The sequence below is a fragment of the Burkholderia sp. THE68 genome, assembly GCF_009938265.1.
GTDB lineage: Bacteria > Pseudomonadota > Gammaproteobacteria > Burkholderiales > Burkholderiaceae > Caballeronia.
The window spans coordinates 561,542-576,004 of record NZ_AP022315.1; the positions used below are offsets into that span (position 1 = coordinate 561,542).

At 64.0% G+C, this 14,463-nt stretch carries 13 protein-coding genes; 2 read left to right on the plus strand and 11 right to left on the minus strand.

Annotated features, from left to right (window positions below; genetic code table 11):
- Positions 1-180 precede the first annotated feature (180 nt).
- The gene (locus BTHE68_RS02650) at positions 181-1,029 is read left to right on the plus strand and encodes an aldo/keto reductase (protein WP_162065027.1); all 849 of its coding nucleotides are present in this window, start codon (positions 181-183) and stop codon (positions 1,027-1,029) included.
- 12 nt (positions 1,030-1,041) lie between these two features.
- On the opposite strand, the gene BTHE68_RS02655 is transcribed toward BTHE68_RS02650, so the two are convergent.
- The 10 genes from BTHE68_RS02655 to BTHE68_RS02700 form a co-directional block, all read right to left on the minus strand.
- Positions 1,042-1,461, minus strand: a complete 420-nt coding sequence (locus BTHE68_RS02655; RefSeq protein WP_061172967.1) for a Rap1a/Tai family immunity protein — start codon at positions 1,459-1,461, stop codon at positions 1,042-1,044.
- Between the two features lie 103 nt (positions 1,462-1,564).
- The gene (locus tag BTHE68_RS02660) at positions 1,565-3,634 is read right to left on the minus strand and encodes an ABC transporter ATP-binding protein (RefSeq protein ID WP_162065028.1); all 2,070 of its coding nucleotides are present in this window, start codon (positions 3,632-3,634) and stop codon (positions 1,565-1,567) included.
- On the minus strand, positions 3,631-4,494 hold the full coding sequence (locus BTHE68_RS02665) for an ABC transporter permease (protein WP_162065029.1): 864 nt from the start codon (positions 4,492-4,494) through the stop codon (positions 3,631-3,633). Before BTHE68_RS02665 ends, BTHE68_RS02660 begins: the two co-directional genes overlap by 4 nt.
- A complete protein-coding gene (locus tag BTHE68_RS02670) occupies positions 4,491-5,510 on the minus strand; it encodes an ABC transporter permease (RefSeq protein ID WP_162065030.1) in 1,020 nt (339 codons plus the stop codon). The genes BTHE68_RS02665 and BTHE68_RS02670 overlap by 4 nt, the downstream gene beginning before the upstream one ends.
- Complete coding sequence (locus BTHE68_RS02675; RefSeq protein ID WP_162065031.1) at positions 5,511-7,172, minus strand: ABC transporter substrate-binding protein; 1,662 nt, start codon at positions 7,170-7,172, stop codon at positions 5,511-5,513.
- Positions 7,173-7,314: 142 nt separating this feature from the next.
- A complete protein-coding gene (locus tag BTHE68_RS02680; protein WP_162065032.1) occupies positions 7,315-7,800 on the minus strand; it encodes a cupin domain-containing protein in 486 nt (161 codons plus the stop codon).
- Positions 7,801-7,891: 91 nt separating this feature from the next.
- Positions 7,892-9,997 (minus strand): elongation factor G, encoded by a 2,106-nt coding sequence (gene fusA, locus BTHE68_RS02685; RefSeq protein ID WP_162065033.1) that lies wholly within the window; start codon positions 9,995-9,997, stop codon positions 7,892-7,894.
- A 227-nt stretch (positions 9,998-10,224) separates the two neighbouring features.
- A complete protein-coding gene (locus tag BTHE68_RS02690; protein ID WP_162066756.1) occupies positions 10,225-10,662 on the minus strand; it encodes a DUF192 domain-containing protein in 438 nt (145 codons plus the stop codon).
- A 280-nt stretch (positions 10,663-10,942) separates the two neighbouring features.
- Positions 10,943-11,149: a hypothetical protein gene (locus BTHE68_RS02695; protein WP_162065034.1), complete on the minus strand. Its 207-nt coding sequence runs from the start codon at positions 11,147-11,149 to the stop codon at positions 10,943-10,945.
- A gap of 383 nt (positions 11,150-11,532) precedes the next feature.
- Positions 11,533-12,108 carry a pseudouridine synthase gene (locus tag BTHE68_RS02700; RefSeq protein WP_162065035.1) on the minus strand — a complete coding sequence of 192 codons (576 nt, stop codon included), beginning with the start codon at positions 12,106-12,108 and terminating at the stop codon, positions 11,533-11,535.
- A gap of 222 nt (positions 12,109-12,330) precedes the next feature.
- Between BTHE68_RS02700 and icd the strand changes: the two genes are divergently transcribed.
- Positions 12,331-13,587: an NADP-dependent isocitrate dehydrogenase gene (icd, locus tag BTHE68_RS02705; RefSeq protein ID WP_162065036.1), complete on the plus strand. Its 1,257-nt coding sequence runs from the start codon at positions 12,331-12,333 to the stop codon at positions 13,585-13,587.
- A 177-nt stretch (positions 13,588-13,764) separates the two neighbouring features.
- Here the strand turns inward: icd and BTHE68_RS02710 are convergent, their stop codons facing one another.
- A complete protein-coding gene (locus BTHE68_RS02710) occupies positions 13,765-13,971 on the minus strand; it encodes a cold-shock protein (RefSeq protein WP_035497884.1) in 207 nt (68 codons plus the stop codon).
- Positions 13,972-14,463 lie beyond the last annotated feature (492 nt).

A 14,463-nucleotide genomic window follows, 5' to 3' on the forward strand; every position in this document is an offset into this window, starting at 1 on the left:
CGCGAGGCGCGGATTAATCTTTCTGGCAATGCGGCAGGAAATGGCATTTCCATGAGATGCGCGTTGATTTCCAGCTTCGCGAGCCCGGTTTCATTCAAATACGGCGGCTTTTTGCGGCATGTGCATCGCCGCGCTGATTCCCGATGCCATAATCGACTCACACTCAAGGGAGGCTTCTGAATGGCTCAATCGAATCTGGCGTGCGTAACGCTCCCGGGCGGCGAAACGATCCCGAAGCTCGGTCAGGGAACCTGGGAAATGGGCGAACGCGCGAATGCGCGCAAGAGCGAGATCGCCGCGCTGCGCGAGGGCGTCGAGCTGGGAATGACGCTTATCGACACCGCCGAGATGTACGGCGACGGCGAAAGCGAAAAGCTCATCGCGGAGGCGCTCGGCGACAGGCGCGACGAACTGTTCATCGTGAGCAAGGTGTATCCGCACAACGGCAGCGAACGCGGCGTGCAGACCGCGTGCGAGCGCAGCCTGAAGCGCCTGAAGACCGACCGCATCGACCTGTACCTGCTGCACTGGCGCGGCGGGGAAGATCTTGAAGGCGTCGTCGCGGGTTTCGGGAAGTTGCAGCGCGACGGCAAGATCCGTCACTGGGGCGTGAGCAACTTCGACACCGACGACATGGAAGAACTCTTTTCGCTCGATGGCGGCAGCGCTTGCGCAACCGATCAGATTCTCTACAACGTCGCGCGGCGCGGAGCGGAGTTCGATCTGCTGCCGTGGCTACGCGAGCGACGCCTGCCCGCGATGGCGTACAGCCCCGTCGATCACGCGCGTCTGCCGCGCGGCGGCGCGCTGGAAAAGATCGCGGCGGCGCGCGGCGTGTCCGCGTTTCAGGTGGCGCTCGCGTGGGTTCTGCGGCAACCGGAGGTGTTCGCCATTCCGAAGGCGGCGGACGTCGCGCATGTCCGCGAGAATCGCGCGGCGCTCGACCTCGATCTGTCCGCCGATGAACTCGCGGACATCGATCAGCAGTTCAGGCCGCCGAAGTCGAAACGCTCGCTCGAAATGCTTTGATGCCGCGCCCGCTCAGGTGCACGCGTGATGCGCGTGCACGGAGCCGAGCACCGCGACTTCCGCGGGCGTGCGCCGCAGATCCGCTTCGTTGACCTGCTTCGCGTCGGCGAGGAAATCGTCGACGATCGAGGACACCTTCGTGTCCGTCAGGCACAGCGAAACGCGTTTCGTGTCGTTATCGGAAAGCGACGCGCGCTGCGACAGGAACAGCACGCCGTATTGATAACCGCGCACGATGCCGCGAACCGCGCCCACGCATTGCCCTTGCGCCGTGTTGTCGGACTTCGCGGCGCACTGCTGCGCGAGCGCGTAGGCGGAGAAGCTGGGGTCGGCGGCGCCGGGCGTCGGGGCTTGCGGTGCGGTTTGCGCGTGCGCGGCCATCGCGACGCTGAAGGCGAACGTGCTGAGCGCGACGGAAAGGGCGGGTTTCATCGATGGAATCCTCGTTGTTGTGGACAGTGTCCCCTGAGAGGCGCGCGCGGCCGCTTTGGTTCCGCTCGGGTTCCCGATGAAGCCGCCTTCCTTTTGCGCGTGGTCAGTCCGCCTGACGTTGCAGCGCGCGCAATTCGTCGACGGGAATGTGGCAATGAATCGCGTGGCCGTCGCCGGCGTCGCGGCACGGCGGTGTTTCGGTCTCGCAGATCGCGCCGATCTTGCGCCCGCAGCGCGTATGGAACACGCAGCCCGTGGGCGGATTCGCCGCGCTCGGCAATTCGCCCGACAGACGGATGCGCTTCGCGTGCGTCCCGTCGAGCGACGGCACCGACGACAGCAATGCTTCGGTGTACGGATGCTGCGGGCCGTCGAAGACCGCGGCCGCGCGACCGATTTCCATGATGCGGCCGAGATACAGCACCGCGATGCGATCCGACAGATAGCGCACGACATGCAGATCGTGCGAGATGAACACGTAGCTCACGCGCCGCTCGCGCTGCAGATCGGCGAGCAGATTGAGGATCGCGGCCTGCACGGAGACGTCGAGCGCGGAGGTCGGCTCGTCGCAGACGACCACGCGCGGATCGCCCGCGAACGCGCGCGCGATGGCGACGCGCTGCTTCAGCCCGCCCGACAGTTGCCGCGTGCGCGAAGTCAGATAGCGCGCCGGCAGGCGCACGGCTTCGGTCAGGGTATGCAGACGTTGCTCCTTCGCCTCGCCGCGCAGCGCCGTGAGCTTCGACAGCGAACGCGCGATCAGACGCCGCACCGAATGCGCGCGGTTCAGCGCGGAATCCGGATTCTGGAACACGATCTGCAGCGACTTCACCTGTTCTTCGCTGCGCCGGGTCACGCGTTCGGGCAGCGCCGCTCCGTCGAGTTCGAGCGACGCGCCCTTGTCCGGGGACACGAGACCGAGCAGGAGCTTGGCGAGCGTCGTCTTGCCGCTGCCCGATTCGCCGACGAGACCGAGCGTCTCGCCCTGCACGAGATCGAGCGAGACATCGTGGACGGCGCGCACCTCTTCATCGCCGACACGGAAGGTTTTGGAGAGATTGCGCGCCGATAGCGCTAGCGGCTGCCCGTCGCGAGGTTGGACGGGCGCGGGCGCTTCTTCGGTCGAGCGCGGCAGCGTCTGTGCGCGCTCGTGATAGTGACAGCGCGCCATCTGATCGCCGTGCGCGGAGGCGACGCGATAGGGCGGCGGCGCATCGTTGAGACAGCGCTCGTCGGCGAGCTTGCAGCGCGGCGCGAAGATGCAGCCCTGCGCGATCGATCCCGGCAGCGGCAGCGAGCCGGGAATCGTATCGAGCCGCCCGGTTTCCTTGCCGCGTCCCTCGCGCGGCAGGCAGCGCAGCAGGCCGACCGTGTACGGGTGACGCGGCTGCGCGAACACATCGGCGGTGGCGCCTTCCTCGACGAGCTTGCCCGCGTACAGCACGCCGACGCGATCGCACATGCGCCCGATCACCGCGAGATTGTGGCTGATGAAGAGCACGGCCGTGCCGAGTTCCGCACGCAATTGCGCGATGAGATCGAGCACTTCGGCTTCGACGGTGGCGTCGAGACCGGTGGTCGGCTCGTCGAGAATCAGCAGTTCGGGATTGCACGCGAGCGCCATCGCGATGACGACGCGCTGCTGCATCCCGCCCGACAGCTGATGCGGATAACTCTCCATCACGCGCTCGGGAGACGCGATACGCACGCGCTTTAGCATCTCGGCGGTGCGGGACAGCGCTTCATCGGCGGACGCGCCCGTGACTTCGAACGCTTCCGAGACTTGCCGCGCGATCGTCAGCGACGGATTCAGCGCGCGTCCGGGATCCTGATAGACCATCGATACGGCGTTGGCGCGCATGCCGCGCAGCGCGTCGGCGTCGAGCGTGGCGACGTCGCGCCCGGCGATGGAAATGCGGCCCGCCTTCACGCGGCCGTTGCGCGGCAGGTAGCGCAGCACCGCGAGCGCGGCGGTCGACTTGCCGCAACCCGATTCGCCGACGAGTCCGTATGCCTCGCCGCGCTTCACGCGCAGCGTCACGTCTTGAAGCACTTCGCGCTCGCGTCCGCGCGCCCGATAGGCGACGGTGAGACCGACGATCGTGAGCGCGTCGGCCTGATCGCCTTTGGCGGCGCCGAACGTGGGAAAAGCCGACGGCGGCGGTCCGTTCATCGGTCGAGCGCTCCTTGCACGGCATCCGCGACGAGATTCACCGCGACGACCAGCGACGCGATCGCGGCGGCGTCGAACACGACGGTCCACCACGCGCCGCCCGCCATCAGCGTATAGCTTTCGGACAGCGCGAGGCCCCAGTCGGCCGATGGCGGCTGGATACCGAAGCCGAGGAACGAGAGCGTCGCGACCGCGAAGATCGCGTAGCCGAGCCGCACCGTCGCCTCGACGATGATCGGCGGCAGCACGTTCGGCAGAATCTCCGCGAACATGATGTAGAGCGCGTTTTCGCCGCGCAGTTGCGCCGCGAGCACGTAGTCCAGATGCCGTTCGCTCAGCACGGCGGCGCGCACCGTGCGCGCGGTGATCGGCGCGAAGGTCAGGCCGATGACGAGAATCACCGTCGTGTTGCTCGCGCCGACCGCCGCCAGCGCGAGCAGCGCGACGATCACGAGCGGCAACGCGAGCAGCGCATCGATCGCGCGGCCGATGACGGCATCGACCCAGCCATCGAAATAGCCGACGACGAGCCCGATCGCCGTGCCCGCCGCCGTGCCGAGCAAGGTCGCCAGAGGCGCGATGGTCAGGATGTCGCGCGAGCCGACGATCACGCGCGCGAACACGTCGCGGCCGAGCTGATCGGTGCCGAACCAGTGATCGGCGGACGGCGCGACGAGCGAATTCAGCGGGTCCGACGCGTAAGGATCGTGCGGCACGAGCCAGTGGCCGAAGAGCGCGCACGCGACCCAGAACAGCAGGATCAGCACGCCGAGCACGAAGGTGCCCGAGCGCAGCAGTGCGCCGAGCGCTTCGAAGCGTCTGGGTTTGACGGGCGCGGGGGACGCGGTGGCCGTGCTCATCGCGCGTCTCCGGAGGAATCGGCGGTGCGCAGGCGCGGATTGAGCACGACGTAGAGCGCGTCGGCGATCAGATTCGCCGCCGTGTAGATCACGCCGATGGTCAGCACGCCGGCTTCGAGCATCGGAAAGTCCTTGCCCCGCGCGGCGGTGTAGATCAGCGAGCCGATGCCCTGGTAGTGAAACAGCGTCTCCACCACGACGAGCCCGCCGATCATGTAGCCGAGCTGCGTCGCGGCGACGGTCACGGTCGGCAGCAGCGCGTTGCGCAGCACATGCCGCACGATCACGACGCGTTGCGGCAAGCCCTTGAGAATCGCGGTGCGCGTGTAGTCGGCGTCGAGCGCTTCGACGGTGCCCGCGCGCGCCATCCGCGCGATATAGCCGAAGAACACGAGCACGAGCGGCAGCACCGGCAGAATCAGATGCTTCAGTTGCACGAGGATGTTCGCATCGGCGGGCGCGGTCGCTTCGATCGGCAGCCATTGCAGCCATACGCCGAAGATCAGGATCAGCACGATCGACGAGACGAACTCCGGCACGACCGTCGCCGTCAGTCCGCCGATGCTGATGAGCCGGTCGATCCAGCGTCCCGCGTGCAACGCCGCAAACACGCCGCCCGCGATGCCGAGCGGCACCACGACGATGAACGCGAGCGCGCCGAGCTTCGCCGAGGCCCACAGCGCACTGCCGATGAACGGCGCGACCGGCGCGCGAAACGCATAGGACTCGCCCATGTCGCCGCGCAGGAAATGGCTGATCCAGCTCGTGTATTGCGTGAGAAGCGGCCGGTCGACGCCGAGCTGATGATTGAGCGCCGCAACGGCGCGCGCGTCGGCGAGCGGGCCGAGAATCGCGCGGCCGACGTCGCCGGGCAGGAGCTGGCCGCCGGCGAACACGATCATCGACAGCAGCCAGAGCGTGACGAGCGCGAGCAGCAGCCGCACGCCGATGAAGCGCACGACGCGTTTCATTTTGGCGAAGTCGGCGACGTGCGCCGTCGGCGTGATGGTGCTCATTTACGCGGACACCGTCGCGCGGTCGAACCACATCTGCGAGATCGCGTTGAAGCGCACGCCGGAGACGTTCGCCCGCGTGACGATCAGCTGGTCGTAGAAGTAGGGAATCACGACCGGCGTTTCGTCGAGCAGCAGACGCTGGATCTGGCCTGAGAGCTTCTTCTGCGACGTGACATCGAGCGCCGCGACGAACTGCGCGACGAGCTTGTCGTACTCCGGATTCTTGAAGTGCGCCGCGTTCCAGGTGCCGCTGCTCGTCAGCGGCGCGTTGAGGAACACGTTCGGCACGCCGCGATGCCCGTAATCCGTGATGCCGAGCGGCGAATCCAGCCAGTCCGATTTGCCGAACGTGCCCGAGCCGTAATAAAGGTCCTGGCTTTCCACCTTCAACTGGATGCGAATGCCGACGGCCTTCGCCGCGTTCTGCACGACGACCGCGAGATCGGGAATCTCCATGTACTTCTCGGTCGTCAGCGTGATGTCGAAGCCGTTCGCCACGCCTGCCTCGCTCATCAATCTCTTCGCTTGAGCGATATCGATCTTGCGCTGCGGCACGGTGAGATCGCTCGACGGAAACACCGGCGCGAACGGGCTGTCGTTGCCGACCTGCGCGCGGCCGCGAAACAGTCCCTTGACGATCACTTCGCGGTCGATCGCGAGCGCCAGTGCCTGACGCACGCGCTTGTCCTTGAATGCGCCCATGTCGCAGCGCATGTGAATCTGCCGATGCGAACTCGATTTCGTGCCCAGCACCTTGAACTGCGGATTCGTGAGGATCGAGACGCCGCCCTGCACGGTGAAATCGCCCATCACGTCGGCCTGGCGGCCTTGCATTGCCAGGAGTTGCGCCTGCTGGTCCGCGTAGAAGGAGAAGCTCACGCGATCGGGCAAGGACTTCTCGCCCCAGTAGTCGGGATTACGCACGAACGACGCGCCGACCTTCGGCGTGTATTTCTCCAGCTTCAGCGCGCCCGTGCCCATGAAGGTCTTTTCATAGGGGCCGGTGAAACTGGCCGGCAGGATCACCGCGTTATACGTATTCGACGAAACGTAGTACGGGAAATTGCCGTTGGGCGCATCGAGATGAAACTCGACGGTGTGATCGTCGACGGCCTTCGCCGAGTCCTTCGACAGCACGCCCTTGAGCACCGAAAGCGCAGCCGAGCCCGCGCCCGGATCGGACAGGCGGTTGAAGGTCGCGACGACGTCCTTCGCGGTCATCGGCTGGCCATCGTGGAACTTCACGTTCTGGCGCAGCTTGAAGGTCCACACGTCGCCCTTCGCATTCGACGACCACGACAGCGCCAGCGCGGGCTTGAGCGTCAGATGCTCGCTGTCGTCGTCGATCAGGAATTCGCCCGTCTGGTTGATGAGCGCGAGACCGGCGGCGTCCGTCACGGTGAGCGGATCGACGGCGCCCGCCGGCATCAGATGCGCGACGCGGATCGTGCCGCCCGGCTTGCCCGCGCCCTGCGCGCGCGCGGACGGCATGCCGAACAGGCCGCCTGCCGTCAACGCCACGCCCAGCACGCTCGCGTGGCGCAACAGTTCGCGGCGCGTCAGGCGGCCGGCCTTGAATTCGTCGATCGCGTGATTGCCCAGTTCACCCGCATGCGGGCGGGCGAGATCGAGGAGATGCGCGTCGGTCGAAGGTTTCTTCATCGTGTGCGGATGTCGGTAAGGTCGCGCTCGCGCGATGGTTCGCCGCGCAAGCGCTCAGGATAGCCGCGCCAAAAGCGCCGCCGCGTCTAAGCGGGGTAGCAAGGAACGCGCCGGGGTTTCATCGCGCGCGCCTTTGCCCGCCTCAGTGATCGTGTGGATGCTTGTGAATGGGATCGACCCAGTAGACCGCCTCGGGCTGCTCCACGGCATCGATATTCAGGTTCACCACCACCGCTTCGTTATCGCTGCGCACGAGCACGCATTCGAGGGGATCGTCGGTGCTGGCGTTGATTTCCTGGTGCGGCACGTAGGGCGGCACGAAAATGAAGTCGCCGGGACCGGCCTCGGCGGTGAATTCGAGGTGCTCGCCCCAGCGCATGCGCGCCTGGCCGCGCACGACATAGATGACGCTTTCGAGCGCGCCGTGATGATGCGCGCCGGTCTTCGCGTTCGGATGGATCGTGACCGTGCCGGCCCAGATTTTCTGCGCGCCGACGCGCGCCGCGTTGATCGCGGCCGCGCGGTTCATGCCCGGCGTCTGTGGGGTGTTGGTGTCGAGCTGATCGCCCTTGATGACCTTGACGCCGTGTTCGCGCCAATCAACATGCTGATGATGTGGGTCGCTCATGTCGGTTTTATCGTCTGCGGATATGAAAAGTCCGTTGCCGCCACCAACCGAGCGAGCAACGGACTTCCGATACTACACGCTTAAGCGCCGATCATTTCGCTTTCGCGTTGACGATCGCCTCCGAGACATTGCCCGGTGTTTCCGCGTAGTGCTTGAACTCCATCGTGTAAGTGGCGCGGCCTTGCGTCAACGAGCGCAGCGACGTGGAGTAGCCGAACATCTCGGCGAGCGGCACTTCCGCGCGCACCAGCTTGCCGCCGCCGCCCGCGATGTCTTCCATGCCCTGCACGATGCCGCGCCGGCCGGAGAGGTCGCCCATCACGTTGCCCATGAAGTCTTCGGGCGTTTCCACTTCGACGGCCATCATCGGTTCGAGCAGCACCGGCCTCGCGCGGCGCATGCCTTCCTTGAACGCCATCGAGCCGGCCATGCGGAACGCGTTTTCGTTCGAGTCCACGTCGTGATAGGAGCCGAAGGTCAGCGTCACCTTCACGTCGACGACCGGATAGCCCGCGAGCACGCCGGCCTTCAGCGTTTCCCGAATGCCTTTGTCGACCGCCGGAATGAACTCGCGCGGAATCACGCCGCCCTTGATCGCGTCGACGAATTCGTAGCCCTTGCCCGGGTCCGGCTCAAGCGTGATGACCGCGTGACCGTACTGGCCGCGCCCGCCCGACTGCTTGACGAACTTGCCTTCGACATCCGCGACCTTGTTGCGCACGGTTTCGCGATACGCGACCTGCGGCTTGCCGACCGTCGCCTCGACACCGAACTCGCGCCTCATCCGGTCGACGAGAATTTCGAGGTGCAGCTCGCCCATGCCGGAAATGATGGTCTGGCCGGATTCCTCGTCGCTCGTGACCCGGAACGACGGATCTTCCTGCGCGAGACGATTCAACGCGATGCCCATCTTTTCCTGGTCGGCCTTGGTCTTCGGCTCCACGGCCTGCGAGATCACCGGCTCCGGGAAGATCATCCGTTCGAGGATGATGACGTGGTTCGGATCGCATAGCGTGTCGCCGGTCGTCGCTTCCTTCAGGCCGACCGCCGCCGCGATATCGCCCGCGCGCACTTCCTTGATTTCCTTGCGCTCGTTCGCGTGCATCTGCAGGATGCGGCCGAGACGCTCCTTCTTTTCCTTCACCGGGTTGTAGACCGTGTCGCCCGAATTCACCACGCCCGAATAGGTGCGAAAGAAGATCAACTGGCCGACGAACGGGTCCGTCATGATCTTGAAGGCGAGCGCGGAGAACGGCTCGTCGTCGCTCGGATGGCGCTCCGCTTCCTTGTCGTCTTCGGTGTGGCCGAGAATCGCGGGCACGTCGACGGGCGAGGGCAGGTAGTCGATCACCGCGTCGAGCATCGCCTGCACGCCCTTGTTCTTGAACGCGCTGCCGCACAGCATCGGCACGATTTCATTGGCGATGGTGCGCTTTCTCAGTGCCGCCTTGATCTCGTCTTCGGTCAGGCTCTCGTGATCGTCCAGATACTTCTCGAGCAGATCCTCGCTCGATTCCGCCGCCGCCTCGACCATCTTGCCGCGCCACTCGTGCGCGAGCTCCTTGAGGTTGTCGGGAATCTCCTCGTAGTTGAACTTGATGCCCTGGCTGTCGTCGTCCCAGACGATCGCCTTCATCTTCACGAGGTCGACCACGCCCTGAAAATGCTCTTCCGCGCCGATGGGAATCTGGATCGGCACCGCGACGCCCTTCAGGCGCTCGCCGATCTGCCGCTGCACGCGAAAGAAGTCCGCGCCCACGCGGTCCATCTTGTTGACGAACGCAATGCGCGGCACCTTGTACTTGTTCGCCTGACGCCACACGGTTTCGGACTGCGGCTGCACGCCGCCGACGGAGTCGTAGACCATGCACGCGCCGTCGAGCACGCGCATCGAGCGTTCGACTTCGATGGTGAAGTCGACGTGTCCCGGCGTATCGATGATGTTGATGCGGTGTTCCGGATAGTTGCCGGCCATGCCTTTCCAGAAGGCCGTCGTGGCCGCGGAGGTGATCGTGATGCCGCGTTCCTGCTCCTGCTCCATCCAGTCCATCGTGGCCGCACCGTCGTGAACCTCGCCGATCTTGTGCGTCACGCCGGTGTAGAAAAGGATGCGCTCGGTAGTCGTCGTCTTGCCGGCATCGATGTGAGCGCTGATCCCGATGTTCCGATAGCGCTCGATGGGAGTCTTGCGGGGCACGTGAACCTCCTGTTGATATGTCGACCCGTGGCCGTCATGCGGCGGCCGTCTGCGCGGCCTGAAGTGGCCTGAAGTATCCAATACGCGTCGCGCTGAATCTTTTCAGGATAGCGCGTCGGCAGGCTTTTTGCAGGAATCCCGGCCCGCCCGCTGCAAAGGATTTTGCAGGCGCAAAAAAACCGGCGTGTCGCGCGACGACGCCGGTTTTCGAGTGGAGCGCGGATGCGTTACTGCACGCGCGGCAATCCCTTGATCTGCGTGCCCGGCTTGATGCCTTTCGCCGCGAACCAGCCCTTGGGCATCTCCAGCGCATACACGCCGTTATTGCGCGGGCAGTGATTGTTCTCGGTCTCGGCCTGCATCTCGTCGATGTCGGTGATCGTGCCGTCGGCGCGGATGAACGCGATCGACAGCGGGATCAGCGTGTTCTTCATCCAGAAGCAATGCACCGCGTTTTCGTTGAACACGAAGAGCATGCCTTCGTTCGGTGCGAGTTGCGATCGGTACATAAGACCTTGCTCGCGATCGGCATCGTTCGCGGCGACGGCGGCGTCGATCACGTACATGCCCGCGGTGAGTTTCGCGCGCGGAAAATCGGATGGCTGCTTGGCGCCAGGCGGCATCGTTTGCGCTTGCGCGAGCGGGAGCGTCGCGAACGGCAGCATCAATGCAATTACGCATGCGCGGATCGTGGCGGCGATGCGCGAGCGCCGGGCCGAAGCCGTCGAACCGAATGAAGACACCAAGGCACGCAACAACAGATTCACGACGATGCTCCTCTCAAGACGAACGTTGTGCCGGAAGTTCCGGCGGCCCCGCGCATGTTACTCGATGCGCAGACACAAAACAAAAGGGCAGATGCCTTGCGGCCATCTGCCCTTTAACGCCGTAGAAACGGCGGTAATGCTCGTTCTTGACTTCGCTATACCGCCGTTTACAACGAACTTACTGAGCTGCCGAAGCGGCTTCCGGAGCCGAAGCGGCTGCCTTCTTGTGCGACTTGTGCGACGACTTGTGCGACGACTTCTTGTGAGCCGACTTGTGAGCCGACGAAGCAGCTGCCGGAGCAGCAGCAGCCGGTGCCGAAGCTTCTTGTGCGAAAGCGGCGGTTGCGAACAGGCCAGCGACGAGAGCAGCGATCAGTTTGTTCATGTGTGAATCCTTTAGCTTGAGTAAATTAACCAAACGACCCGGTCATTGAGTCATGTCGGTAAACGAGCCACCTACCTTTCGGTTGACAGTCGTATCGATAAATTGATTTTCGATACGGCCGCGACGCTTGAACCTTTCAAACACCCTGGAGCACAAAGGTTGTTGTAATCAGTTTTCGCTCATGCCGGATAGCTTTCTGCGGCATCTGTGGCCCTTAACGCCTCGCGAGATGAGTCGGTTGACGCGATTTACAGAGAATTGCGCAGCAGACCAAAAAAATTATTCGCCGCGCGATAAGCGCTACTCGATCTTCGTGACACGCGTTCAAGCACATCGCATTGAATCGTGCAATACCGCTTATTTTCGAGATAGTTGAATGCGATTCAACGAACGCGCTGCCACGGGGCGCCCGGCGCCACCTCGACGGTCTCGCCGGGCGCGATGCCGAGCGTGAAGATATCGAGCGCGCCGATCGCGACGCGCACCAGCCGCAAGGTCGGAAAGCCGACCGCCGCCGTCATGCGTCTGACCTGCCGGTTCTTGCCTTCGGTGATGGCGAGCTCGATCCACGTCGTCGGGATGGCGGCGCGATAGCGGATCGGCGGCGTGCGCGGCCAGAGGGCATCGATCGCGCTTGCGTCGACGAGCGCGGTGCGGCAGGGGCGCGTCACGTAGTCGCCGAGGTCGACGCCCTTCGCGAGCCGCGCGAGCGCGTCGTCGCCGGGCGCGCCTTCGACTTGCGCCCAATAGCGCTTGACGAGCTTGTGGCGCGGCTCGGCGATGCGCGCCTGCAGCGCGCCGTCATCGGTGAGGAGCAGCAAGCCTTCGCTGTCCGCGTCGAGCCGGCCGGCGGGATAGACGCCCGGCGTCTTCACCCAGTCGCCGAGCGACGCGCGCGTTTCATGCGCGGAGAACTGGCAGATGGTGCCGAAGGGCTTGTTGAGGGCGATGAGCGGCATCGAAGACTCTGGAGCGGGGGCCTGGATCGAATGCGGCATCTTAATGCATGCGCGGGGCTGCCTCGGGCGCGCCGGGGCAGGCCAGCATGGTTAGAATGATGTCGTGACCAACATCGCGGCAGCGTTTGTGCCTGCACCCGCCCCCGCGCATGCTGCATCGCATTGCTCTCTCTGTTCAGTTGCCAGTTTCCAATTCAAGCCCGGCCTTATTTGGAGTCGACCATGTCGTATCAGCACATCAAGGTTCCGGCGGACGGTGACAAGATCACCGTCAACGCGGACTATTCGCTCAACGTCTCGGATCAGCCGATCATCCCGTATATCGAGGGCGACGGCACGGGCGTCGACATCACGCCGGTGATGATCAAGGTCGTCGACGCGGCGGTGGAAAAGGCCTACGGCGGCAAGCGCAAGATCCAGTGGATGGAAATCTACGGCGGCGAAAAGGCGACGCGCGTCTACGGCCCGGACGTCTGGCTGCCCGATGAAACGCTCGAAGCGGTGAAGGACTACATCGTGTCGATCAAGGGGCCGCTGACGACGCCGGTCGGCGGCGGCATCCGTTCGCTCAACGTTGCGCTTCGTCAGCAACTCGATCTGTATGTATGTCTGCGGCCGGTGCGCTACTTCAAGGGCGTGCCGTCGCCCGTGCGCGAGCCGGAAAAGATCGACATGGTGATCTTCCGCGAAAACTCGGAAGACATCTACGCGGGCGTCGAATGGCCGGCGGAATCGGCCGAGGCGAAGAAGGTGATCAAGTTCCTGCGCGAGGAAATGGGCGTGACGAAGATCCGCTTTCCGGAATCGTCGGGGCTCGGCATCAAGCCGGTGTCGCGCGAGGGCACGGAGCGGCTCGTGCGCAAGGCGATCCAGTACGCGATCGACAACGATCGCCGCTCGGTGACGCTCGTGCACAAGGGCAACATCATGAAGTTCACCGAAGGCGCGTTCCGCGACTACGGTTACGCGCTCGCGCAGAAGGAGTTCAACGCGGAGCTCATCGACGGCGGCCCGTGGATGAAGGTCAAGAATCCGAAGTCGGGCAACGACATCGTCGTGAAGGACGTGATCGCCGATGCCTTCCTGCAGCAGATCCTGCTGCGTCCCGCCGAATACGACGTGATCGCGACGCTCAACCTGAACGGCGACTACATCTCGGATGCGCTCGCGGCGCAGGTGGGCGGCATCGGCATCGCGCCGGGCGCGAACATGTCGGATTCCGTCGCGATGTTCGAAGCGACGCACGGCACCGCGCCGAAGTACGCGGGCAAGGATTACGTGAACCCGGGCTCCGAGATTCTCTCGGCCGAAATGATGCTGCGCCATCTCGGCTGGTTCGAGGCGGCGGACCGGATCATTGCGTCGATGGAACAGTCGATTCTTTCGAAGCGCGTCACGTACGACTTCGCACGCCTGATGGAAGGCGCGACGCAGGTATCGTGTTCGGGTTTTGGAGCGGTGATGATCGAGAATATGTGAGAACTCACCGCGGTTCGTTCGTCGTGTTGAATAAAAACCCCGGAAGGCCTACGGTCTCCGGGGTTTTTAACAGGCGCGGGTGTCTCATATATGAGCAAGAGGGGCAGCGGTAAAAAGCAGGGCGTAAAAAAACCCGGCGCGCGGCCGGGTTTCACGAGGCAAAGTGCGATCGAACGGTCAGGCCGATTCCTGGATGTTCGAAGCCTGCTTGCCCTTCGGTCCCTGGACGATCTCGAAGCTGACCTTCTGGCCTTCCTTGAGTGTCTTGAAACCGTTCATTTGAATCGCCGAGAAATGTGCGAACAGATCCTCGCCGCCTTCATCGGGCGTGATGAATCCGTAGCCTTTCGCGTCGTTGAACCACTTGACCGTACCAGTAGACATTCGTACTTCCCCTCTAACTCTCGTCGCAACCTGAGCACGCTCGAAAAGCGGCCACCCCACACTGTGAACCGCCCCCTCCTCACAAGCTCACCTCGGCCTCTTTTTTTTGGTCCGCGGTTGGCCCCCGGAAAAAAGTGCCAGTTTGATTGTTAAATCTCTTAAATCGAGTGTCAAGGAATTTTTGGGATAGCCGTTAAGCTCGTTGCAAAGCGCGCATTCGTAGGGTAATTCCTGCATTGCGTGTGCGCTGCCGTCCAAGCAAGTCATCTTGAAAAGTCGCATAATCGACTCACCTGTGGGTTATCCGGCGGCCCGCGACGCCCGGTGCTCGGTTTGTTTTTTTTGTAGCTGTGCGATACTGGATTCGACGAGGTGCAAGCGGGCCGCGCCGAATGGTTGGGCAGCGGCAGGATCCGATGGACGAGAGCTGAGCGAGTGCGATTCCGGCAGTTCATACCGACCAGGCGGTCGGTTCGCTGGAGCGGCAATTGC